The organism is Virgibacillus ainsalahensis, from assembly GCF_055380755.1.
In genome coordinates, this window is record NZ_AP043943.1 from 3,310,293 (window position 1) to 3,334,638 (window position 24,346).

The 24,346-nt window shown below is 39.5% G+C and carries 22 protein-coding genes and 1 pseudogene; 5 read left to right on the top strand and 18 right to left on the bottom strand.

Going from position 1 to position 24,346, the window contains the following annotated elements:
* The first annotated feature begins 220 nt into the window (after nucleotides 1–220).
* A complete protein-coding gene (locus ACZ427_RS16305; RefSeq protein ID WP_461176680.1) occupies nucleotides 221–547 on the top strand; it encodes a four-helix bundle copper-binding protein in 327 nt (108 codons plus the stop codon).
* Nucleotides 548–851: 304 nt separating this feature from the next.
* Here the strand turns inward: ACZ427_RS16305 and ACZ427_RS16310 are convergent.
* The 3 genes and pseudogenes from ACZ427_RS16310 to ACZ427_RS16320 all read right to left on the bottom strand — a co-directional run bounded on the left by ACZ427_RS16310 (nucleotide 852) and on the right by ACZ427_RS16320 (nucleotide 4,614).
* Nucleotides 852–1,943 (bottom strand): annotated as a pseudogene (locus ACZ427_RS16310) (PQQ-dependent sugar dehydrogenase).
* 292 nt (nucleotides 1,944–2,235) lie between these two features.
* The gene (locus ACZ427_RS16315; RefSeq protein ID WP_464883430.1) at nucleotides 2,236–3,351 is read right to left on the bottom strand and encodes an IS4 family transposase; all 1,116 of its coding nucleotides are present in this window, start codon (nucleotides 3,349–3,351) and stop codon (nucleotides 2,236–2,238) included.
* 222 nt (nucleotides 3,352–3,573) lie between these two features.
* A complete protein-coding gene (locus ACZ427_RS16320) occupies nucleotides 3,574–4,614 on the bottom strand; it encodes an NAD(P)-dependent alcohol dehydrogenase (protein WP_461179131.1) in 1,041 nt (346 codons plus the stop codon).
* Nucleotides 4,615–4,731: 117 nt separating this feature from the next.
* Here ACZ427_RS16320 and ACZ427_RS16325 point away from each other — a divergent pair, with 117 nt between their 5' ends.
* Complete coding sequence (locus tag ACZ427_RS16325; protein WP_461179130.1) at nucleotides 4,732–5,136, top strand: MerR family transcriptional regulator; 405 nt, start codon at nucleotides 4,732–4,734, stop codon at nucleotides 5,134–5,136.
* A 624-nt stretch (nucleotides 5,137–5,760) separates the two neighbouring features.
* Here the strand turns inward: ACZ427_RS16325 and ACZ427_RS16330 are convergent.
* The 4 genes from ACZ427_RS16330 to ACZ427_RS16345 form a co-directional block, all read right to left on the bottom strand.
* The gene (locus tag ACZ427_RS16330; protein WP_461179129.1) at nucleotides 5,761–6,276 is read right to left on the bottom strand and encodes a hypothetical protein; all 516 of its coding nucleotides are present in this window, start codon (nucleotides 6,274–6,276) and stop codon (nucleotides 5,761–5,763) included.
* Nucleotides 6,277–6,542: 266 nt separating this feature from the next.
* Nucleotides 6,543–8,345, bottom strand: coding sequence for a glutamine--fructose-6-phosphate transaminase (isomerizing) (glmS, locus tag ACZ427_RS16335; RefSeq protein WP_461179128.1), 1,803 nt, complete (start codon nucleotides 8,343–8,345; stop codon nucleotides 6,543–6,545).
* Between the two features lie 516 nt (nucleotides 8,346–8,861).
* Complete coding sequence (locus ACZ427_RS16340; RefSeq protein WP_461179134.1) at nucleotides 8,862–10,037, bottom strand: DUF2812 domain-containing protein; 1,176 nt, start codon at nucleotides 10,035–10,037, stop codon at nucleotides 8,862–8,864.
* Entirely contained in the window at nucleotides 10,037–10,366 is a 330-nt protein-coding gene (locus ACZ427_RS16345) for a PadR family transcriptional regulator (protein ID WP_461179133.1), read from the bottom strand. Before ACZ427_RS16345 ends, ACZ427_RS16340 begins: the two co-directional genes overlap by 1 nt.
* A 106-nt stretch (nucleotides 10,367–10,472) precedes the next feature.
* Between ACZ427_RS16345 and ACZ427_RS16350 the strand changes: the two genes are divergently transcribed.
* Together ACZ427_RS16350 and ACZ427_RS16355 are read left to right on the top strand one after the other, a co-directional pair.
* Nucleotides 10,473–10,691: a hypothetical protein gene (locus ACZ427_RS16350; RefSeq protein ID WP_461179127.1), complete on the top strand. Its 219-nt coding sequence runs from the start codon at nucleotides 10,473–10,475 to the stop codon at nucleotides 10,689–10,691.
* Nucleotides 10,692–10,871: 180 nt separating this feature from the next.
* A complete protein-coding gene (locus tag ACZ427_RS16355; RefSeq protein WP_461179126.1) occupies nucleotides 10,872–11,216 on the top strand; it encodes a DUF1801 domain-containing protein in 345 nt (114 codons plus the stop codon).
* A gap of 213 nt (nucleotides 11,217–11,429) precedes the next feature.
* On the opposite strand, the gene ACZ427_RS16360 is transcribed toward ACZ427_RS16355, so the two are convergent.
* The 10 genes from ACZ427_RS16360 to sigW all read right to left on the bottom strand — a co-directional run bounded on the left by ACZ427_RS16360 (nucleotide 11,430) and on the right by sigW (nucleotide 22,881).
* Nucleotides 11,430–13,220, bottom strand: a complete 1,791-nt coding sequence (locus ACZ427_RS16360) for a S9 family peptidase (RefSeq protein WP_461179125.1) — start codon at nucleotides 13,218–13,220, stop codon at nucleotides 11,430–11,432.
* 358 nt (nucleotides 13,221–13,578) lie between these two features.
* A complete protein-coding gene (locus ACZ427_RS16365; protein WP_461179124.1) occupies nucleotides 13,579–14,238 on the bottom strand; it encodes an ABC transporter ATP-binding protein in 660 nt (219 codons plus the stop codon).
* Complete coding sequence (locus ACZ427_RS16370; RefSeq protein WP_461179123.1) at nucleotides 14,235–15,299, bottom strand: ABC transporter permease; 1,065 nt, start codon at nucleotides 15,297–15,299, stop codon at nucleotides 14,235–14,237. The genes ACZ427_RS16365 and ACZ427_RS16370 overlap by 4 nt, the downstream gene beginning before the upstream one ends.
* Nucleotides 15,300–15,368: 69 nt before the next feature.
* Nucleotides 15,369–16,745 (bottom strand): sensor histidine kinase, encoded by a 1,377-nt coding sequence (locus tag ACZ427_RS16375; RefSeq protein ID WP_461179122.1) that lies wholly within the window; start codon nucleotides 16,743–16,745, stop codon nucleotides 15,369–15,371.
* Between the two features lie 68 nt (nucleotides 16,746–16,813).
* Nucleotides 16,814–17,497, bottom strand: a complete 684-nt coding sequence (locus ACZ427_RS16380; protein WP_461179121.1) for a response regulator transcription factor — start codon at nucleotides 17,495–17,497, stop codon at nucleotides 16,814–16,816.
* Nucleotides 17,498–17,961: 464 nt separating this feature from the next.
* Nucleotides 17,962–19,308, bottom strand: coding sequence for a phosphoglucosamine mutase (gene glmM, locus ACZ427_RS16385; protein WP_461179120.1), 1,347 nt, complete (start codon nucleotides 19,306–19,308; stop codon nucleotides 17,962–17,964).
* 86 nt (nucleotides 19,309–19,394) lie between these two features.
* On the bottom strand, nucleotides 19,395–20,624 hold the full coding sequence (locus ACZ427_RS16390; protein WP_461179119.1) for a CdaR family protein: 1,230 nt from the start codon (nucleotides 20,622–20,624) through the stop codon (nucleotides 19,395–19,397).
* Nucleotides 20,624–21,439, bottom strand: a complete 816-nt coding sequence (gene cdaA, locus ACZ427_RS16395) for a diadenylate cyclase CdaA (RefSeq protein WP_461179118.1) — start codon at nucleotides 21,437–21,439, stop codon at nucleotides 20,624–20,626. The genes ACZ427_RS16390 and cdaA overlap by 1 nt, the downstream gene beginning before the upstream one ends.
* 224 nt (nucleotides 21,440–21,663) lie before the next feature.
* Complete coding sequence (gene rsiW / locus ACZ427_RS16400) at nucleotides 21,664–22,302, bottom strand: anti-sigma-W factor RsiW (RefSeq protein WP_461179117.1); 639 nt, start codon at nucleotides 22,300–22,302, stop codon at nucleotides 21,664–21,666.
* Between the two features lie 15 nt (nucleotides 22,303–22,317).
* Nucleotides 22,318–22,881: an RNA polymerase sigma factor SigW gene (gene sigW, locus ACZ427_RS16405; RefSeq protein ID WP_461179116.1), complete on the bottom strand. Its 564-nt coding sequence runs from the start codon at nucleotides 22,879–22,881 to the stop codon at nucleotides 22,318–22,320.
* Between the two features lie 213 nt (nucleotides 22,882–23,094).
* On the opposite strand from sigW, the gene ACZ427_RS16410 reads away from it, so the two are divergent.
* Nucleotides 23,095–23,247 carry a Spo0E family sporulation regulatory protein-aspartic acid phosphatase gene (locus ACZ427_RS16410; RefSeq protein ID WP_461179115.1) on the top strand — a complete coding sequence of 51 codons (153 nt, stop codon included), beginning with the start codon at nucleotides 23,095–23,097 and terminating at the stop codon, nucleotides 23,245–23,247.
* Nucleotides 23,248–23,348: 101 nt separating this feature from the next.
* Here the strand turns inward: ACZ427_RS16410 and rocF are convergent, their stop codons facing one another.
* Nucleotides 23,349–24,251, bottom strand: coding sequence for an arginase (gene rocF / locus ACZ427_RS16415; RefSeq protein WP_461179114.1), 903 nt, complete (start codon nucleotides 24,249–24,251; stop codon nucleotides 23,349–23,351).
* Between the last annotated feature and the right edge of the window lie 95 nt (nucleotides 24,252–24,346).

Sequence of the window (24,346 nt, forward strand, 5' to 3'; positions counted from 1 at the left end):
TGTAATTGTCCTTACATATTTTGCACAATGTTTCTATTTCTAATTTCTAGCCCACCATACGATACCCCTGTAAGGTAAAGTTAAAACCAAAATATTGTAAGGCTACTAGCATAAAAGATTTGTGCAGTGTATATGGAATTTTTTTGCTCCGTTTATATTTATATATAGTTGGGAAACTATACACATGTAATCAAAAATTACTAAAATGGAGGTTTCATTAATGGCACATGAACAATATCAACAACTATTACAAACTTTACATGAATGCATGACAGCGTGTAATCACTGTTATGATGCATGCTTAAAAGAGGACGATATTAAAATGATGGCAGAGTGCATCCGGTTAGATAGAGAATGCGCTGATATTTGTGCTTATTTAGAACAAGCAATCTCAAGAGGTACACCTTTTGTTTCTGAATTAGCTTCTGTATGTGCTACTATTTGTGAGGCTTGTGGGAATGAATGTAAAAAACATAATCATGATCATTGTCAGAAATGTGCGGATGCCTGCTTTAAATGCGCAGAAGCATGTAGAAGTGTTGCTTAAAAAACATTGATTCTAAAAAAATTGCCCAAATAGGCATCTACCTATTTGAGCAATTTTTTATCCAAATATAACATATCATTCATTAACCACTAATGCCTAATGGCCAAGCGTAATATCGTATCTTTTTATAAACAGTACGACTTTATTTTAGACTTCCAAATGTAGCTTTGGAATAACTACATTGAGTTAATAGCCCATGTAATTCTTTATCCTCACCTGAAATCAAGGTTACCTTTCTTACAAAAATCTATAAACTCTTCCATGTCCATTTTTTAGAATCACCTTTCTTTTATTGGTTAGTAATTTAATTGGATTGGGAAAGTGAAATTCTGTATAACTTATCGTCATTTTTTTGAGGAGTTCCCCGGCCATCTGAATTGTTGCTAATGATATAAAGGTAATTATCTTCAATTAGTACATCCCGAATTCTGCCAAGACCCGTTATAACTTCACGGTATTCACCTGCTTCAAGGTCAAATTCTAAAACAGCAGTTCCTCTTAATGCTGCAGCGTACAATTTACTATTATTATAACCGATTCCAGACGGTGCCCAAGTTGATTCATCTCCAGAAGGGAATAGTGGTGTTACCATCCCATCTTGTTCCTCATAGCCTTCGATAATTGGCCAGCCATAATTTTGACCGGCTTCTATTCTATTTCTTTCATCATTTGCATCGTTTCCGTGTTCACTAGCATATAACGTTCCATCAGGTAACCAGGTAATTCCTTGAGGATTTCGATGACCATAACTATATACGTATGAATCTGAAAACGGGTTATCACTTGGTATGGATCCATCGAGATTCATTCTTAGAATTTTACCACCTAATGAATCGAGAGCTTGTGCTATTTCACGTTCAGAAGCATCCCCAGCTGTTGCATAAAGTTTCCCATCCGGGCCAACTTTAAGTCGTCCTCCATGATGGTAGGAACCACTTGGAATTTTATCGAGAAGCAAACTCTCTTGCCTCCAAACATTATCTTCCAAATGAAGTGTTATAATGCGATTAAATTGTCCTGAACTGTCTTCATATGTATAGTAGGCATAAGCTAAATTCGATTCCTGAAAGTTGGGAGCAAGCACAAGTCCTAATAGCCCAGCTTCTGAAGCTGTTGCAATTTCTTTCTCGAGTTCTACACTTTGTCTTTCCATTTCAACATTTTCTATTTTCACGATGGATCCAGATCTTTCTGCAGATTAGAAAGTATTATTCATTTTTTCAATTGACCAGGGAACGTCGAGATTTTCCGCAACCACTTCTAATTCATTATTTTCATGCTGACTTAGTGAAGTGTTTTGCTCGTTATTGTTATGTACTGAATCTTGTTGATTACTTGAAGAACATCCAGTTAAAAAGAGAATAAAAACCAAATATATACTAAATAATTTTTTCAACGCCAAATCACCTTCCCTGCTAGATATGGTAGGTCAAAAATTTCATAATATATTTTTTTTGTTAATTATCGTTTATTTATTTCACTTACAATTTGAGTTAACTCTAGGTAACAATATTGATAAGCTATTTATCTAGTTATTTTTTTTCACTAGCGTTGCATAAATATAGTTGTAATTTTCAGTTATATGTTTTTTTCTAACAGAGCCAAAAAACTAAATACCCAACTAAAGGTGGCCCATCCATTTTTTAAAAATTTACAATTAGGCTAAAGTGACAGCGATGTTTTCTTTATTAAGAAGCACCCTTCCCTTCAATTTTCAAAACCCAGATATAAGCTGGTTTCCATAAGGATGCTTTTAGAAAACGGCTGATTTGTAAAATCGTTCGTTTACTTTTCGTATTGGTTTGAGCAAGTACATTTAAACAATAAACAATAAGTGCGATAAACACTTGATTGTGAATCGCGGCTTCACTTTGACCGTAGAACTTTTTGATATTTAGGTGCTGTTTAATCCATTTGAAAAACAGTTCGATTGTCCAGCGTGATTTGTACATTTCCGAGATTTCCTCTGCGCTCAAATCAAAACGGTTTGTAAATAATTGGAGTACATTTCCTTTTGAATCTTCAACATTTAGAAGGCGAAAGTAATTCTCAGTACGATTTTGTGTCGTACCAATTAACACCATTTGATCCGATAAAACAGCTGAACCATCCGGTAGTTTAAAGTCGTCAACTACCCGTATCACAGCATTTTTTCGAAGCCTAGTAAGGAAAAAGTAACCATCATATGTCATCTGATCGAAGCGCTCATAATCCAAATAGCCTCGGTCAAAAACATACATGCATTCTTTATCATCGACCAGAACTTCAAGCTGATTACGATCATGTTCTTTTGCGTTCGTTAAAACAACTTTTTCCGGATACGATATCCCATTTTCCATAAATACAAGGCGAAGATGTAGCTTTACACCAGCTTTTGTTTTCCGGAATTCAGCCCACCTATGGTTCGTTAAATTAAGTGGAAGCGTGCTTGAATCAATGATTTTCAGTGGCATTGCAAGCTTGGAATAATGCGTTTTCTCATGAATTTGCGTCACTAAATCAAGAAAAATTCGTTGAAATAGATCTGGATTGATACCATTTAACCGACGCGAAAGCTGAGAAACACTGATAGAATCAAGGTCGATTTCCTTCTGAAGCTGATCGTCGAAAAGAGAATCGGTTAATGCGTGTAAACTTTCGACCTCTTGTAGCTGAGAAAAAAGTAGTAATTTTAGAAATGACTCTGTCGTTAATTTTTTTGTATAGTAATCTAATTTCATCGTTTTCACATTTTCTTCAACTAATTGAATATTAATTGGTGAAAACCATTGCCCAAACGAGGTTTTTCGTGTAATCTTATCCATGAGTTTTGTCCTTTATTAGTGGATTTGGACGGGTTACCACCTGACTATATCCATTATAAAGGACTTTTTCTTTGCACAACAGTAAATTAGTGAATATTATGAGTCTTTTTAATTTTTGTTTTAAATTAATGCAACGCTAGTGATTTTTTTTCAAAATATAAAAGGTGCCCCAAAAGCTGGGCTTTTAAGACACCATAAAATTATCATAAAAACTGACGTAAATCACATTGTACTTTTGCTAATCACGAATCGATACTTCACATCGGAAGCTAATACTCGTTCATATGCTTCGTCAATTTGATCGGCCGAAATTACTTCAATTTTAGGAACAATGTTATGTTTCCCGCAGAAATCTAACATTTCCTGTGTCTCACGGATGCCTCCAATCATTGAAGCTGCAAATGAACGTCGCTGACTGCTAAGAGAGAACAAACTTAATGACAATGGCTCGGCGGGAGCACCAACATTTATTATCGTACCATTCAACGTTAACAGGGAGAGATAAGCATCCATATCGATCTTTGCACTTACCGTGTTAATAATTAAGTCAAAAGATCCGGCAAGTTTTTCAAATGTTTCTGGATTGCTAGTGGCATGATAGTCTTTTGCACCGAATGCAAAGCCATCTTCCTTTTTATTCAATGTTTGTGACAGAACGGTAACTTCTGAACCCATGGCATGTGCAATTTTAACAGCCATATGACCAAGGCCGCCCATGCCAACAACTGCTATTTTCTTACCTGGACCGGCGCCCCAATGATTTAGCGGTGAATAGGTTGTAATACCAGCGCAAAGTAATGGTGCTGCAGCATCCAATCCAATGTTATCAGGTATTTTCAGTACGAAGTCCTCCGTTACGACAATATGGGTAGAATAGCCACCCTGCGTATCTTGACCGTACTTGTCAACAGCTGCGTAGGTGTCTACTTTTCCATTGAGGCAGTATTGTTCTTCTCCTTTACGGCAGTTCTCACATTCGCCACAGGAATCAACCATACAGCCGACCCCTGCCCGATCACCGACTTTATACTTTGTCACCTCAGATCCAACACCTGTAACAATACCCGCAATCTCATGCCCAGGTACCAGAGGATAGTTCACAGGACCCCATCCCCCATGAGCAGTATGGATGTCAGAGTGACATATGCCTGCATACTTAATTTCAATCAGAACATCATGCGAATCAAGATCACGCCTATTAATTTCAGCAGCTCGAAACGATTTATCTGGACCGTCTACTGCTCGCGCTTTAGCTGTTATCATTTGTTTAACCCTCCATTAACACGATTGTTTAAGAGAATTCACTTATTTTTCTCTTTCAAAATTAGGATAAACCCTAGAGTTAACTCGAAGTCTAAATAAAAAGGGAGATAAACGACGATGAAATATTCTATCAGCGAAGTTGCAAAAAAATTAAATCTCACAGCATATACCTTCCGTTACTATGACAAGGAGGGACTAATGCCTTTTGTAGAACGGACACCTAACGGAACTAGGGTTTTTAAAGAATCCGATATAGATGCTTTAAAAGTAATTGAATGTCTAAAATCAACAGGAATGCCTATTAAGGAAATTAAAAGATTTATTGATTGGTGCTCGGATGGGGATTCCACATTGCAAGAAAGACATGACATGTTCTTGGAACGAAAAGCTGCTGTAGAAGCACATTTGGAAGAACTAAATAAGACAATGGAACTTATAAATCATAAATGTAAATATTACAAGACTGCATTGGATGCAGGAACGGAAGATATTCATAAAAACAATAAAATAGAGACTTTTTAATTAACTATATCCATGACAAAAATCCTTTCCTCCCCAAAACACCCAATTTTCACCTCTTTTTTCTCTTCTAGGTTGTATAGATATTCAGCTATTTTAATTGAGTTCGTACTAGAATGGAGAGAAGAATCAAAATAAAAGAAGAGTTAAACCATATTATACAAGGGATTGGGGGGCTATTGGACAAACGAGAAAACTGGACCCTAATATTGGATCCAGTCTGAATTTGTATTGATATTTTATTGAAAAACCGTTTGGATAATGATTGGGAAAACCATCGAGTACATATTGTTTCTCCACTGTTCTTTCTCGATTCCTTGCCGTTAGGATACCAACTTTTTAGCAGTAGGGAAGAACTTTTTAGCATGAAAACCGACTTTAAGGAAGGGATATAGAAACTTGTTGCTTTGAAATAAAGTTTGGTCAAAAATAAAGCTCAAACCGGCATTTTAAGGAAAACCCAAATAATTCGTTTTGAAAAAAATTGATCAAAACGGATTATTTCCCCGTGAATTAATATACAATTTTTATAAAAAAGTTTGATCATTTACTGTTTGAGTTATTCCGTTAAAGCGCATAATAACAGGATAAAAATCAAAAGACCTCCTGCTTCAATCACTTTTCTTTTTAGAGGTCTATAAATTCCCCGTCTTCTACTATATGTATTTTTGCTTCTTCTAATTTATATTTTGTTTCTCCTTCTGTGCTATATTTTAAAAGTAATGGTTGCTTCGAATCTGGATCATTCCATGATAGAATCATTTCAAAATCATGATCCTCATCATTTAGACTATAACTGCCCTCAACAAAATAAACGTTTTTATATAATCTACCAGTAAATGCACTTACAATGTTTTGTCTGTCATCATCATTTTCCTCTATTTGATAATGTTGATCTTCCTCAGGAAATTGAATGGCATTATTTTCTTCATATTCGATAACAAAGTCCTTTACTGCGGAAATAATCATGTTCCGATCCATTTCTACTAAACTACTTTCATTTTCTTTATTTCTCTTTTCTTCTTGGTTCTCTTCTTGATTATTTTCTTGGTTAGCATTTGATTTTTCATCATCGTTACTACAAGCTATTAGTATAAAACTGCTTGCAACAAAGAGAGCTATAAGCTTTATGTATTTCTTCATCATGTATCCCCTTTTCTTTATTTTAATAATGGAAGCATAACTTCATGTTATTTGAATTATGGTATTATAACGAATTTTATTATTCTTTAATCTGGCCCTGTTAATGGAATAATCCTTAATTTTATTGTAACCATAAAAACCCCTTAGGACAACGCAAAATCCAAAGGGGTAAAACGGTGCAACTTTTTTATAAACAGTTAATCTTTTTTATAAACGGTTAAACTTTGTTTTAAAATCCACAAAATTTTTTATTGAGACACTATCGATTACTCCACTGTAACACTCTTCGCCAAATTCCTCGGCTTATCAACATCACACCCACGATGCAGGGCTGCATAATATGCCAATAATTGCATCGGAACAACACTAACAAGCGGTGTCAGCAGTTCATGTACATGTGGTAACACAAATGCATCATCATCCTGCTCGAGACCTTTCATGCTGATAATCATCGCGTTTGCCCCACGCGCAACAACTTCCTGCACATTTCCGCGGATGGAATAGTTCACGTTTTCCTGTGTAGCAAGCGCGATAACCGGTGTTCCTTCTTCAATCAACGCAATGGTTCCATGTTTCAATTCTCCACCGGCAAATCCTTCTGCCTGAATATAGGAGATTTCTTTTAATTTCAATGCACCTTCCACAACTACATTATAATCAGAACTACGCCCGATAAAGAATGCGTTACGTGTTGTTGGCAGGTAATCCCGTGCCAGCTGTTCCATTGCATCTTTCTGATCTGTTAATAGTTCCATTGCATTTGCAACAATCGCAAGCTCCTGCAATGGTTCGAAATCCATTTCAAGACCTTTTACCTTTGCAGTGTCCACTGCGAGAATTGCCAGTACGGCAATTTGCGCAGTATATGCTTTAGTTGAGGCTACCGCAATTTCCGGTCCTGCATAAAGATTCAGTGTATAATCTGCTTCACGAGAAAGGGTGGATCCCGGTACATTTGTAATCGTTAATGCCGGGTGTCCCATTTCTTTTATTTTCACTAATACAGAACGGCTATCCGCTGTTTCGCCACTTTGTGATATAAACACAAATAACGGTTTTTCGGACAGCAGAGGCATGTTATATGAAAATTCACTTGCTACATGTACTTCAACAGGGATATTTGCCAATTTTTCAATGAACTCTTTACCGACCAATCCTGCATGATAGCTGGTTCCTGCAGCAATGATATAAACACGGTCAGATTTCTGCATTGCATGACGGATATCCGCATCAAGCTTCAATTCATTGTTTTGATCCTGATACTTGTTAATGATTTTACGCATAACAATTGGCTGTTCATCAATTTCCTTCAGCATAAAATGCGGATAGGTCCCTTTTTCCATATCACTTGCGTCAATTTCTGCCGTATAGGGTTCACGGTTAACGACCGTACCATCAAGTTTTTGAACTTCCACAAAGTTACGGCTAACAAATACGGTTTCCTTATCATGAATTTCAAGGTATTGATCGGTCACTTTCAATGTTGCCATTGCATCACTTGCTACAACATTGAACCCTTCACCTAAACCAATCAATAATGGGCTTTTATTTTTAGATACATATAACGTGTCCTGATCCTCATTATCAATTAATCCAATTGCATAAGAACCTTTTAAAAGATTCATTGCCTGACGAAATGCTTCAGCAGTATCTTCATTTTTTTCATAAAGTTTTTCGATTAATTGAACGATCACTTCTGTATCTGTTTCACTGACGAAAGATACGTCGCTCAGATATTCCCTTTTTAAATCCTGATAATTTTCAATAACACCATTATGAACAAGGGTAAATCTCCCAGACGCGCTTTGATGTGGGTGAGCATTATTCTCACTTGGTACACCATGTGTTGCCCAGCGGGTATGGCCGATTCCCATTGTTGCATGAATAGAGTCATCTACACTTTCCCTAAGTGTTGCAATCCTTCCTTTAACTTTCGTCAGATTCACGCCTTCATTATTTAATACTGCAATACCAGCTGAGTCATAACCCCGGTATTCCAGTTTCTCCAGCCCATTTAATAAAACTTCTTTTGTATCGTTTTGTCCGATATATCCTACGATTCCGCACATATCGTTGTTCCTCCTTGTATAGAAGGGGCAACAAGCGAACCGCTAATTTAGGGGCGCGCATTTGCTGCCCCTTTCTCGTGATTGTTATATCACATCTTCCTTTATCCTTTGGCCAGTAAGTCGCCTTACTGTTTTGAGGAATACAGTATATCGATTGAGATGTACAATCGGGAGGAATCCGCCGAATTTCTCGATTAACCTCCACCTCGTCAACTATTCTTCATCACCGCGCGAAAAATAGCCCTGGCGCTTTTCTTGCTTACTTACAGCTATGCTCCTTTCTATTTTTGACTGAAATACTGTCACCTTTATTTGATTACCTTAAAGATCCTCAATTAAACATGCAGGTAAACAGCACACCTCATTTTACCTGATACTATGTTGCTGGTCAATATCTTTGTAGTAGGCAGGAAAGTATAAAACCTTCCTGCCGCGTGAGTAAATGCAGTGTAGCGACAAATAGTTTTTTCTAAGAAGGTGTGTGTTAGTTTATGAATAGATAACTAATTTGTTCATTTAACTGAATTGACTAACATCCTTTTTAACCCGTTTGTAATAGCACAGTGATTTTATAATAAAGATGCCAAATTCAACGAGAACCAAACCAAAAATAATAAACATCATCACATCTGTCTTATCTACGCCATACTTTGCTGCCAGATTAATATTTAAAATGATAATACCTATATACAAAACCAGCAAGGGAATATATAAAGCGGAATATGTAATTGCAACACGTCTGGCATGTCTCAGCATATGTTCACTATCACTATATAACTCAGGACGTACTTCTCTTTCCTTATACGCCTGCGCCCATATGGACCATTTGTTGAGGAGCGAATGATTAGTATACATCAGCTGCCATCCCGCTTCCCGATGCATGTCAAAATAACCTTGGTTTGTCGTGTTCTGGTAGTCTGCACAATAGCTTACTTTTCTTGGATTCCCTTTTATAAAAAAGAAGGTAATTCCAGCCTTGTTAACCCGGTACAGGTGGAACCCTTGCTCTTCCATGGATTCCAACCATTTTTCCAGTTTATCCGGACCATACATCCAGCCTATTTTTCGCTTTACAATCATTCTACCGGACTTTTTCAATTCCTTTTCTTCTAACCGATTAATTGATGTATCGAATGCCGGTTTCGCAGTTCCCGCCCCGAGTCGCTTATTCGTTTTATAAATTTTGACTGTCGAATAAATGGTTAGTGACCAGATTATTAGACTAACTATTATCGTCACAAACCACATCGGACTGCCATGGATGGTGATCGTTCCATCGGCGGAGAAAAGCATAAGTGCTGTCATAAAAATTGGAAATAAAGATGTAAAAATCATGTAGAACAATATTCCGCCATAAATATACATGATTTTCCTATTGTGATTAATAATCCCTTCCCGCACCGGTTCTGATTTAATATCTTCCACCGGTTTCTCATTCGCAATCACATACCAATTTCGATGGTTGAATACTTCCTGCCATCCTTCGTCAGCTAAGGCAGTTGGCAGCACACCGAACGTTTTATCAAATCCAATGGTATACGTCATCTGCTTGGGGGTTCCTTCTTCAAAATAAAATTTGCGGCTCCACGGATTGAATTTTATAAAAACAAATCCCTGTGCAGCCATGAAGGAAAGCCATTCTTCTGTCTTCTCCACATCATAGCTCCAAAATGGCGTAAATACTTTTTTCATCACAGAAAGTCCCCCTCATATTTCAAGGCATTTTTATGAAGTTCTTTTAATCGCTTGATTTCGCTTATGATTAATTTCTTCCCAATGGTGGTAATCTCATATGTCTTCTTTCTTTTTTCATCAGCATAAACGGTGATGACTCCATCCCGTTGCATTTTTGTAAGGGTTCCGTAAATTGTACCTGAACCTAAACGAATACGGCCGTTTGTTATCTTTTCAACATGTTTAATAATTCCATACCCATGCCGCGGTTCTGTCAATGATAGGAGAATATAATAGGCGGTTTCTGTCATTGGTATGTATGTTTTCAATACTTTTTCAAGCCTCATTTCGGCCACTTCCTGCTTCATTATGTCATGGTGTGACTATATCGCATCGTGACATATATGTCAATTAGCGAATCATGTGGAGGCGATGTTTGCGGAGTTTCGGGGGATGCGCTTAATCATGGGGGCGATGTTTGCGGAGTTTCGGGTGATGCGCTCAATCATGATGGCGATGTTTTCAGACTTTCGGGCGATGCGCTCAATCGTGAGAGCGATGTTTTCAGACTTTCGGGGGATGCGCTCAATCATGATGGCGATGTTTTCAGACTTTCGGGGGATGTGCTCAATCGTGAGAGCGATGTTTTCAGACTTTCGGGGGATGTGCTAAATCGTAAGGGCGATGTTTGCGGACATGAGGGTGGTGCACCCAATCATGATGTCGATACTTTCGACCATGAATGCAATTTGTAAAACTTATGTTAAAATACATATAAAGATTACATAAAACAGCAGGATGAATATACAAGATACGTAAACTGATATTATATAAAGAAGGAGAGTGTCAGAAGTGGTCAACAGAAGCAAAAAAGTCGATGAATTCATTGAAGCTTTATCAGAGGAAAATATTAAGGATATAACTAACAACTTGCGCACCCTTATCTTTGAAACAGACGAGCAATTCGCGGAAGAAATGAAATGGGGAATGCCATCTTACAGTAGAAGTGGCAATATTTGCTACCTTCAGCCATCCAAAAAGCATGTTAATTTAGGATTTTATTCTGGAGCGATGCTTAAAGATAAAGACAACCTGTTAGAAGGAACAGGCAAACAAATGCGGCATATTCGCATTAAAAAATTGGAAGATATTCAGCCGGAAAAAATTAAATCATTAATCCAGGAGGCTATTGAATGAAGGGCTTGATTAAATAGTCGATAAAGGCAAGTCTAAACAAATGAGATTAAGATGGACGGTTTATAGGGCTCAAGGAATTGGTCGAAACCGGAAACGTTAGCTATAAAGGATAAACGTGCACACTTCAGCAAGTGTGTCTTTTTTTTGCAGTATTGCATTAATCCAGGCAAAAACAGCGTAAGGACCATTCCCAAGTCCTTACGCTGCACTTCACTATTCTTGATGCTTCTCCAAAAAGTCCAGCATCATGCTATAGACTTTAATCTCATTTTCCTTTTTCGAAAATCCATGTCCCTCATCTTCCATAACGAAGTATTCCACATCACGGCCTTTTTCTTCCAGCTTAGCAACGATTTGATCGGATTCCTCTTTAACAACCCGCGGATCTTTTGCCCCCTGGATGACGAGCATTGGTTTTGTCATACCATCCAAATAGGTCACTGGTGAATCACGGGTAAAGCGTTCTTTGTCCCGTTCAGGGTCTCCAAGCCAGCGTTCCATGATTGGCTTCCAGTGTGGCGGCACCGAGTTTACGAACGTGAATAAATCGGATGGACCGAAAATATCAACAACTGCTTTGAAATATTCCGGATGGCGTCCATGCAGGAGAAGTGCCATATAACCACCATAGCTTCCACCGACGAGGAATAATTTATCCGGTTCTGTAATCTTGTTTTCAAACAGCCACTCAATGCCGGCAATATTATCAAGTCTTGGTCCTTCTCCCCAGTCCTGTTCAACCATTTTCACAAAAGAAGAGCCATATCCTGTACTGCCCCGGAAATTCGGTGCGAAGATGGTGTACCCGCGGTTCAGGAAGCTCTGGAACATGGCACGGAACATTTTTCGCTCGGATGCCTGTGGTCCTCCGTGTGGCCAAAGGATTGTGTAGCCATTATCATTTTCCGGTTTGGCCTGAAACAGCAAGGATTCAATTTCCATGCCATCAAATGATGGATAGGAAACGACCTCCGGCTCTACCATGTCCTCACTGCTGAGACCAAGCACACGATTATTGGTAAGCTGTTTCCATTCTTTTCCGTCTGCTGACTGGAAAATATTCAGTGGAAGTGTTGCGCTTCTTCCAAGCATATAAAGATTTCCTGCTTTCGTAACCTGTACTTTTTCAATGACGTCTATTGGTGTGGAAAGTTTTTCAATATTTTCTGTGTCTGGTTTGTAGCGGTATAATACGTCCTCCACCCCTTTTTCCGTAACAAGGTAAAAGACTTGATTTTTCTTATCCCATTTTACTGTCTCTATGCTTTCATTTTCGATAGATGATACAGAATTGAAGGCTTTTGTATCCAGATCGAATTTAGCAAGATAATTATAATCACTTTCATAATCGGTAACGAAATAAATTGTTTTATTATCTGTAAAAACCGCATCCTTGATAACATGAACCTTTTTCGGATCTGGTGTCAGATCATACATTTCATCACCGACTTTAACCATACCGATGATATATGTATTCGCAAACATTCGTAAATACACAAAAGCCTTTTCATCCTCAGAAACTTTCACTAGATGAGTTGGAGAAACCTCGCCTTCACTCAGCAGGGTATCCGTATTGTCCTCCAAATTGCGCACACGTGCATTCAGGAAAGATGGATTCCCTTCAGAGGTATTATAATAGATCCGTTTCCCATCCTCACTCAAATGCGTGAAGAAATATTTTTCCGCCGGGTCACCGGTAATCAGAGGACGCGGCAATCCTCCTTCATTGGGGAGTGCGTAAATCTGATGGTTCTCATCCCCATCTTTATCATATCCTGCCAGCACAAATCGATTTTCCGGGTCGAATTGAATAAAGCTGGTAGACTCATCATGATGGGCAAATAAGTATGGAAAGGTATTCGGTAAATCCATTGCCCATAAATTCACCTTTCCATTTAAATTGGAGCTGAAAATAATCCGCTTCTCATCCTTACTTACTGCAAAATCTGTAATCACATACGTACGAAAAAACTGCTCTACTGTCGGTGTGGGAAATTTTATCATATCCATCCTCCTCAAATTCATTGCTTTCCTATGTATGGTCCAGGATGTTTGATTAGTAATTATTGCAGTTAAAGCGCACTTTTTTACCACAATAATAATTAATTAATAATTCAATTATATATGAAATGTACATGTTAAACTAGAGGAATTTTATGAAGGTGTGAGATTAGTGGGGAGATGCTGGAACGAGCGAGAGCGCCGTCGATTTGAGCGAGCGGAATGCAAATCGAGCGACAGCACTTTTCTCACTCGATTCGATCATGCATCGCTTGATTCCAACGTCTGCCGCTCGATTTAGCATGCCTCCCCCGCTCGTTTCATCCAAAGCGTCGCTCGAACACAACTAAAAAATACAAATTTAACTTTCCAACCGGCCATCTCGAATTTCAACAACCCGGTCACATACATCCAGTACGCGTTCATCATGTGTGACCATGATTCCGGATTTGCCACGATTTTTGATTTCATCTGCAAGCATTTCGACGACTTCACGCCCCCGCTTGGAGTCCAGGCTTGCGGTTGGTTCATCTGCAAGAATGAGTTTCGGGTCATTGATCAGCGCGCGGGCGATGGCCACCCGCTGACGTTCACCACCAGAAAGTTCACTCGGATAATTATTTGTCCGGTGGGCAAGACCAAAATGCCTCAATAAATCTGTTCCTCTTGCCTGGCCCTTATTTTTTGCGATCACATTAATCACATTCAGCTGATCCTTCACTTTGAGATATGGTATCAGATTAGCTGCCTGAAAAACAAAGCCAATCTTCTCCAGCCTTCGATTGTTTATTTTTTTCGCTGAAAGTTCTTTGATGTTTTCTCCATCAAGTAAGATTTCCCCACTTGTTGGTGATAACAATGCTCCGGCAATTGACAGCATCGTACTTTTACCAGAACCGGACGGCCCGATGATCGCAATGAATTCGCCTTGTTTCACCTCCAGTGATACGTGATCCACTGCTTTGAATTCTTTGGGACCGTCTTTATAAACTTTTGATACATTCTCCATTACAAGTGTCATTTTCCTGCCCCCTCAATAGCTTCAATTGGATCTATTTTTACAACTTGGAAAAGTGAAACCAGCGCACCAATAACTGATACAATTAAAATCAATATAGAGGTCTCAAGCATCTCATCAGCTGTCAGCAGAAACGGCATGTCCTCAGGTAACAAAGCTTCGACTCCCAATGTCAGCCCAATCGCCACGGCAATACAAACGAAGGAAATAAGCACAACCTGGCCGACTAAGTTTCTCAAAAGGTAGGAAGTTTTAGCGCCCAATGCCTTTAATACACCAAACTGGTCACGTTTTTGTAATGTGATTACATAGAAAAATGCTGCAAGAACAAACGCTGCGATAACAAACATGAAGATGATCATCATGTTCAGTGAGGCCTGTTCCTGGGAATAGCTTGGAATTCCCTGAAGTGCCTCATCTTTAGTAACCACATCATAGGTACTTCCTAATTTATTTTTTATTTCATCAATATTTGCTTCATCTGCCTGAATGGTGACAACGTTTATGTTCTCAGACTCACCGCCATCCATATAGACGACCGATGTATGGCTGTAGCGCTGATTTTCCGTGAAACCTGCAATTGTAAATACACTGTCTTCACCAAATTCCAGTGTATCTCCAATTTCAACTCCTTCCCGCTTCAGGGAATCATCAACAATTACTTCATTTTGACTTTCCATTACATTCCCTTCACTGACAGGTGGTATCAGCATCCCATCCGCTTCCGTAACAAATAAAGCAACATCCTCATTTTGTTCCGTATTATTTACAGATGCATTCATCATTCGAATCGATAAAGGAGCCGCTTCTTTTACACCATCTATTTCAGCCACTTCTTCCTGCGCTTTCTTCGGGATAAAGGATTTTGTCATCTCCAGCTCCGCATCCGGGTCAATCAGGATATAATCCGCCTCTAAATCTTGAATAGCCGATGCATTATCTGCCGACAAACCCTGCGCCAGTCCTGAAATAATAAAAATCAGTAAAGCTATCAGCACCATAATCAGGCCAATTAATACATATCGGAATTTCGCATAAAATAATTCCCTTATTGCAAGAAACATGTTTATCACTCCTATTCTTTCCATACGTTAAGTATACGGATGGAATATGAACAGAAGATGAATAAATCATTACGCCTTTGGCAGGCTGACAGTGAACGTGGAACCTTTTCCAGGCTCACTGTCCACCATGATTGTTCCATGATGTAATTCGATGATTTTTTTTACAATGGAAAGGCCAAGCCCTGTACTACTCTTCGTTCTTGTTCTTGCTTTATCCACTTTATAAAACCTGTCAAATAATTGAGGGAGATCTTCTTTTTCAATGCCGATCCCCGTATCTTCTACGATAACCTGTGTCTCTGTTTTATCACGAAAGGCCATAATCGTAATTGTTCCACCGGGGTTCGTATAGCGAATGGCATTTTCCACTAAATTCATCCAAACCTGCTGAAGTAATTTCGGATCCCCTACAATTTTCGTAGGGGATACATTCATTTCGATTGCTACTTCCTTTTCACGCCATTGCCACTCCGTTGCCTGCATGACTTCTTTCAGCTGATCCGCCACATCATAGGCCAACATCTCTCCCTCTACCTCACTGTCCAATGAAGAGAGGGTAAGCAGTTGTTTACTTAATAGGGATAAACGTTTACTTTCCTTCTCAATAATCGTTAAATAATGTGAGTGTTCTTCTTCGGTCAGGTTTTCCTCTCTTAGTGTCCTGGAAAATCCCTGGATTGAAGTAAGTGGTGACTGAATTTCATGAGAGACACTTGAGACAAATTCCTGCCTCTTTTCCTCGGTACTCTCCAAGCTGTCACTCATTTTTGTGAAATCATTTGCAAGACGACCTATTTCATCATGCCTGTTCACATCAAGTTTCAAGTGATAATTTCCGGCAGCTATTTTCTTTGTCGCCTCTGTCAGTTTTTTGATTGGTTTGACAACAAATCTGGTGCTGATTAATACCATTAAAAAACTAAAAAGCAATGTTAATACAAGCAAAACTGCGAGGAATATCCGCATTTCTCCAAACTGCTGTGTCGAGTCAGGACGAACAAATAACGCATACGCCTGTCCATCTACCTGGATTGGGACCCCTATTGTATTCGCTAAATCATTGTCAAAAAATCCAGTTATAAATGGCCTCCAGGGGTAGTTTGCAATGCCATGATAGGTTTCGCCACTTAAAACGGCTTCGATATCGCTCTGCTCCATATCCGTTGAAGCAAATGATTTTCCAAATGTCTGTGCTTGTCCATGCTGATCAACCAAATGAAATTTATAACCAAGATCAGCCATCGATGTTAAGAAATCGGGTAACGGCTGATTGTTGTTTCGCTCATAGATAGCTACAATGTTTTCTGTAATATGTGTCACTTTTTGGTCATTTTCAGGCTTTAAATAGAATTGATAATAAATATTCGACACGGCAAAAGCAATGATTGCACTTGCAATCATAATCGCCATCGTTATAATAATAATCCGCACATAAAGTGTCCGCATGGTGGTGGCCTCCAATCTGTCTGGTCCGGCTCATTGTACAGAATTTTTATGAACAGCAAATGAACGAATCATTCCTCATCCACTGTAACTGTCAGCTTATACCCTAACCCTCTGACGGTCTGAATCGAAAAGCCATGGCTATCTTTTGTAAACCTTTCACGCAATCGCTTAATATGTACGTCTACTGTCCGGTCATTGCCTTCAAAATCATTGCCCCAGACCAGATCAATTATCTGTTCGCGGGAAAATATCCGGTTTGGATAACTAGCCAGTTGTGCCAGCAATTCAAACTCTTTTAATGGTAAAATGATTGTTTTACCACTGGACTGGACTTCATAGCTTTTTCGATTTATGGTGGTCCTTCCAATATGAATGTTCTCTTCATTTATCATCTGAAACCTGCGAAGCAATGCTTTGATGCGGAAAAGGACTTCTTTCGGTTCAAAAGGCTTTGTAATATAATCATCTGTGCCTGCTTGAAAAGCCGTTTCTTTATCCTTCATTTCTCCCTTGGCCGTTATCATCAGGACAGGAATATCATAGAACTTCCGGATTTCCCTGCAAAGCTCATAGCCATCCACGTTCGGCATCATAATATCAACAAGCGCAAGATGAATACGGTGCTGTTCCAACAGTTGCTGCGCCTCTTCTCCATCTGCCGCTTCGATTGTTTTATAGCTTTCTTTTTGTAAATAAAAACGTAACAGTTCACGAATATGCGGATCATCATCAACGATTAGAATGGTTATCATGACTGGTCTCCTTTTTTATTTTTATCGTATCATATTTGAGGAGTGTGTATGGTATCGATGGCGGAGCGAGGAAGGAGGGGAGCGTGTATGGTATTGAGAACATCGCCTTATTCTTATCTAACATCGACCTTTTGTTCGTGAACATCGCCTTCTCCTCATGCTGCATCAACCTTGTCTACGTAAACATCGCCTTTATTTCATAGAACTTCGCCCCCGGTACCGGCAGCATCGACTCAATCTCATATATCATCGACCTTTTCCACCGCAACATCGCCCCGGCTTTTAGCATCAACCTACTTCGCTTTTAAATCGAGCGAGCGTCAACAAGATTCGCAAGACGGCGCTTTTCTAGCTCGATTCTGCCTGGATCCCGCTCTATTTCCGCTTCACTCCTCTATCCAATCCTCTTCAAAAAACATACAAAAACCGCCCTCATCACAGAGAGCGGCCTTCTATCAGTTATTCTATTCTTTCATACCAAGCAAGCTATCAATTACTTTTACAACCTGATTAACATATTTCTCACATTCTTCTTTTGTTGGTGCTTCCACCATCACACGAACGAGTGGTTCAGTTCCAGATGGACGAACAAGTACGCGTCCTTCGTCTCCTAGTTCCTGTTCCACCGCTTCGATTTCATTTTGAATTTGCGGATGTGTCAAGGCTTCATTTTTATCAATGACTTTTACGTTTTTCAGCACTTGCGGGTAGATTTCCATCTCATTGGCAAGCTCTGATAACGGCTTACCTGTTTCCTTCATGACATTTACCAGTTGCAGCGCAGAAAGCATACCATCACCAGTAGTATTGTAGTCAAGGAAAATGATATGGCCTGACTGTTCCCCACCAAGGTTATAGCCGCCTTTACGCATTTCTTCCATGACATAACGGTCGCCTACCGATGTCTTATCACTACGCATACCATTCTCTTGCAATGCTTTATAGAAACCGATATTACTCATTACCGTTGATACAACCGTGTTTTGTCTAAGGACACCTTTGGAATTCATATATTTGGCACAGATGAACATAATCTGGTCGCCGTCTACGATTGTTCCATTTTCATCAACAGCAATCAGTCGGTCACCATCTCCATCAAAGGCAAGTCCAATATCAGCGCCCTTTTCTTTAACAAATGATTGCAAGCCTTCCGGATGTGTTGATCCTACACCTTCATTGATATTTAATCCGTCTGGTGATGATCCAATCGTGAAGATATCTGCTTCAAGGTCGGCAAATAAATGGGTAGCCAAACCGGATGTCGCCCCATGTGCGCAGTCGAGTGCAATTTGGAACCCTTCAAAATCATTATCAATCGTATCTTTCAGGAAGGAAAGGTATTTCTGACCACCTTCAAAGTAGTCATTAATCACCCCAATATCTGCCCCCGTCGGACGTGGCAGATCATCTTCGCCATCGATTAGACGTTCGATTTCATCTTCCTGATCATCTGAAAGTTTAAAGCCATCCGGCCCGAAAAATTTAATCCCATTGTCCTCCACCGGATTATGTGATGCAGAAATCATAATCCCCGCCTGGGAACTTGTAGCTTTTGTTAAATAAGCAACACCAGGAGTTGAGATGACACCGAGACGCATCACTTCTGCCCCGATGGACAGCAATCCAGCTAGAAGAGCACCTTCGAGCATATGTCCTGAGACACGGGTATCCCGTCCGATCAAGATTCTCGGCTTCTCCGTTTCCTTTGTTAAAATATAGCCGCCAAAACGCCCTAATTTAAATGCCATTTCTGGAGTGAGTCCTTTATTTGCCACCCCTCTTACGCCATCTGTTCCAAAATATTTTCCCATGATACCTCTCCTTTACTCTCCAAATCAATCTTATCAAGTGAGAGTGATGGTTACTTGTTCTATTCGTAAGACCATCTCATCTGCGATCAATTAATTTCAACAGCAATTTCTTCATATTCTCCAGTTATCGTCAAATTCTCTGAATCCGGCCCTTCAATGGTTACAGGCACAAGATGCTCTCCTGCAACCATTTCATTCAAATTAATAGATAAACCAAAATCATCCGGACTCAGCTCACCGACCTCGGATGCATCACCTGTAACGGTTATATCCATTTCCTCGGTTGCCGGATCCGTAAAGCTAATATTCTGTTCTTCTCCCAATCCTTGTTCTTCAACAGGGACATCTTCAAATGTTGCTGTTTGTTCCAATTCAACCTCAACTTCGATTGTTTCCATGTCCGGGGCAATTGCTCCGTCTGGAAGAGCCAGGCTTGTCTCAATAGTTCCCGACTCGGTTATCTCGGATAAATCAATTTCTTCCGTTGATACTTCTTCTATCTCTTCAAGGATACTGCTTCTTGCAAAAATTTCTGCTTCGTCTACAGTAGCAGAAATGGATTCCATTTCATAGCCCTCTGCCAATTCCCCGGTTGTTGCAACATTAACAGGGACCGTTTTACTCGGATTGTCAATTTCTGCAGATACCTCAACATTTTCCGGTTCTACCCGAACATCTAATTCATTGCCTTGTCTGTCATAAACATTCACAGGCACTTCCCGGCTATTTATCGCTTCATCCTGTTCAGCAACATCAATATATACATTTACCATACCGATTTGGTCAATCACACTTTGTGAACTTGTAATGGTCACCGATTCAGGGTCAACTTCGTGTTCACCAAGCTCATATCCATCAGGCATCTCGTCTGTGTTCAGAAATTCCGCACCCACCTGAAACTCCTGGGTTTCTCTTTCCTCAATCTCTACCTCAATCGTTTTTGGTTCAATATAGACCTCTAGTTCAGTTGGCATATTTTCATATTCAATTTCTACTAAGTGTTCTCCTGCATCAAGTCCCTGCAGGTCAACATATACATCAAAGTTTTGCCGGATAGTGGTCGGGGTCAAAATAGCCTGTGATCCTTCCAGTGAGACAGAGACAAATTCAGGCACCCCACTGACCACATAATTTTCCTGATCCATTCGTATATCTAACGGAACTTCATCCAGTGTCTGCACTTCATCCGATCTGCCGGAAAATGTCGAATCATTCGAGGAGGTGTTCACTTCCACGTTTACGAAAACGTATAACAATATAGCGAATGCCAATGAAAGAACCCGGATAAACCATTTGCTTTTAAACCAATTATCCATTATTGTTCCCCCTTCCGTTTCTTCGGCTTCTTCTCAGGGGTTTTCGGATGTAATGATAAATTATTCCGTAATATCTCACGAAGTCTTTCTTCATTCACTTCCCTAAATAACTCACCATTTTTTGTACAAGAAATATTTCCTGTTTCCTCAGATACAACAATTGTAAGGGCATCGGTAACTTCACTGATTCCCATTGCCGCACGGTGCCTCGTTCCTAATTCCTTGGAAATGAACGGGCTTTCTGAGAGTGGGAGATAGCAGGCTGCTGCAGCAATCTCGGAGTCTTTTACAATAACAGCTCCGTCATGAAGCGGTGTATTTGGTGTGAAAATGTTTGTTAAAAGCTGATGCGTCAATTTTCCGTTGACTGGTATACCTGTTTCCACATATTCCCCAATCCCGGTTTCGCGTTCGATGGAAATCAATGCTCCAATCCGCCGCTTTGCCATATATTTACTGGATTGAATGATTGCTTCAATATTACTTTCAATGATTTCTTCTTCCGTCCTGGCACTTCTTGCAAACAGATTTCCTCTGCCAATCTGTTCAAGTGCTCTCCTCAGTTCAGGCTGGAATAAGATGATAATGGATAAAAAGCCCCATAAAATCGCCTGGTTTGTAATCCACTGCACCGTTTGTAGATCGAATAAGATACTGATTAGCCAAACAGCCAGTACAACAGCGATCCCTTTTAACAATTGAATCGCTTTTGTTCCCCTGATTAGCATAATCAATTTATATAATACATACCAGACGAGAGCGACATCTACGCCTATTCTTAGCAGTTCTATGAGATTAAGTCCCCCATCAAGCATGCTTACACTTCCCTTTGTACAAAAAAATTTTCCTTTTCACTATGTATATCTATCGTTTAATTGTTTACATTATAACATATTATTGCCATTATCTCGCCTATAGAGAACACCCATAAGGAAATTTTTTAAACAATAAAAAATCCCGAATAAAAGGGGACCTTTATCCGGAACTTATTTCCATATGGGAGCTATTCTGATTCAATTTAAACAGCGCCAGTCAGGGGTTAAAAATCAAAAACCCCCCGAAAGAAACTCTTCATCTGGTACCACATCCATTCGAATGCCCTGTCGATTGTTTTCAGTTCTCCATTCACTTCACCTACAGATGCCATCAATCCTTCTCCGTCAATTGGCTCGTCGTTATTGATAAGTTCTCCGTTAACCAATGTTACATTCCCGTCAACAGTACCTTCAATTATCAGATTACCGTTTTTGACAAGCAAATCACCTTGTACCGTGACATCTGAAGGAACAATTACGGTATCTCCTTGAATAATCAGGTTTTCCTGTTTCGAAACAACAAGCTCACTGTCCTGATTCCATGTTGAAACTAAACTGCCGATCATAAAAATCAAAAATATTGCTGCAGCTGTAAGTACTGGATGTGATTTTAACCAGCGTTTATATTTAACCGGCTTCTTTTCAACTGGCAGGTTTTGCATTACTTTATTTGTAAAATTTGCAGGTGCCTCTATATGCTCCGTACTCTGAAGTAGTGTGATTGTTCTTTTTAGCTCATGAAAATGTTGCTGACAAGCTTCACAGTCTTCTAAATGGGTACGCAATGCTGTCTCTTCCTGTTGTGTTAAGTCTCCATCTAAATACTTATGCATAAGCCCTATGGCTTCAGGTCTACACTTCATCTAAGTCACACTCCTTTACACATGGCGAAGCTTCTTCCGTAAAGCTTCCCTTCCCCGATGAATTCGCGTTTTCACTGTTCCGAGCGGGATATCCAGAGTGTCACTGATTTCCTTAAGGGAGAATTCCTCCAGGTATCTGAGAATAATGATACTCCGATATTTTGGTGGAAGCTCTGATATTTCTTTATGGATATAGCGCTGCATTTCGAGACTTTCCACTTCTTCACCCGGAAGAGGGCGATCAGCGGCCAGCCGGGAATACATGTCCAGTCCTTCGGTTCCTTTGACTTCAGCATCGAGGTAATAATCCGGTTTTCGTTTTCGGATCCGGTCAATCGTCAAATTCGTGGCGATCCGATACAACCATGTTGAAAATTTCCTCCGTTCATCAAAGGAGTGGATATTTACATATGCACGAATAAATGCTTCTTGTGCAATATCCTCCGCTTCGTGTGCATTTCCAAGCATTCGGTAGCAATGTTGATAAATTTTATTCTGATAAAAAGAGACAACATCCTCAAAAGCGGATTGATCTCCCTTTTTCACTTGTTTTATTCTTTGTTTAATCATTTGATCCATAAGGTTACCTCCGCTTACTATGCGGTATTTATGTTACGAATAAGAATCGAAAAAGGTTTCACTTTGTTTCAATTATTTTTGATTTCGGTGGGTAGAACAGAATTTTTATGTATAAAATACCTTTAAAATCAACCTTTTTAATCATAAGATGTTTATTCTTGTGCTCTATTGGGTATTTTCATAATATATTATACTAGATTGGAGGGGAATTTTGTGAGTAAAATCCGATTACTGGAAAAAATAGAAGAATGTCGAAAGGAAATGATATCCTTAAGCGATACGCATGAACTAACTTCTGATGCTGTTATATCTTCCAGTATGAAGTTGGACAAGTTAATCAATGAATACCAAAATAGCGCGCAATGACGCTTAAATAGTATATATAAACAGGAGGAAAAAGACATCAAACTTCTCAAGAATCGAGATTTAATGTCTTTTTTTAGTGCTAACCTTTTAATTTAAATGCATTATTTCAATTTCTCACCAAACAAGGACCCCATCAAACCGACAGCAACCGTTGCTGTTTTGTTTTTCTCATCCAGAATTGGATTCACTTCTACAAACTCAGCAGATGTCAGCAACTCTGCTTCTGCCAGCATTTCCATGGCCAAATGGCTTTCACGATAAGACATCCCGCCAATAACAGGCGTACCTACACCTGGTGCTTCAGATGGATCAAGACCATCAAGGTCAAGACTGAGATGCACACCATCTGTACGGTCTTTTAAATAGTCAATCGTCTCTTCCATCACTTTCGGCATTCCCATTCGATCGATTTCATGCATGGTGTATACTCTGATACCTTTTTCCCGAATCAAGTCTCTTTCCCCAGGATCAAGCGATCGTGCACCGACAATCACCAGATTTTCAGGTTTTATTTTTGGAAGATAGCCATGAATGTTCGTTAATTTCTCATGTCCGATACCCAAACTGGCTGCCAGTGGCATGCCATGAATATTACCGGATGGTGATGTTTCACTGGAATTTAAATCCCCATGTGCATCATACCAGATGACACCCAGATTCTCGTAATGCTTGGATATACCTGCAAGGCTCCCAATAGCAATACTATGATCTCCTCCCAGGACCAGTGGGAAACGATCTTTTACTATTTCCTGATCGACAATTTCTGCAAGTTCCTCATTTGCTTTGATGACCTGCTCCAGGTTTTTTAAGTTGCTTTCAGTAACTTCATTTTTCGTATCCGGACGCTCAATGGAAATATCCCCTAAGTCATGGATATCCTCTTTTAATGCTTGCAATTTTTCAATGGCACCTGCATACCGCATCGCGCTAGGCCCCATATCAACACCACGGCGGCTCTGACCCAGATCCATTGGAACTCCAATAATCGACATATTGTTTTTCATTCTGATCGCCTCCTTTAATCTTTATTGTAGCTAAAAAATGCCGAGTGACTCAACTCGACATTTTAATGTATAAATATGCAAAACAAAAGCTTGAT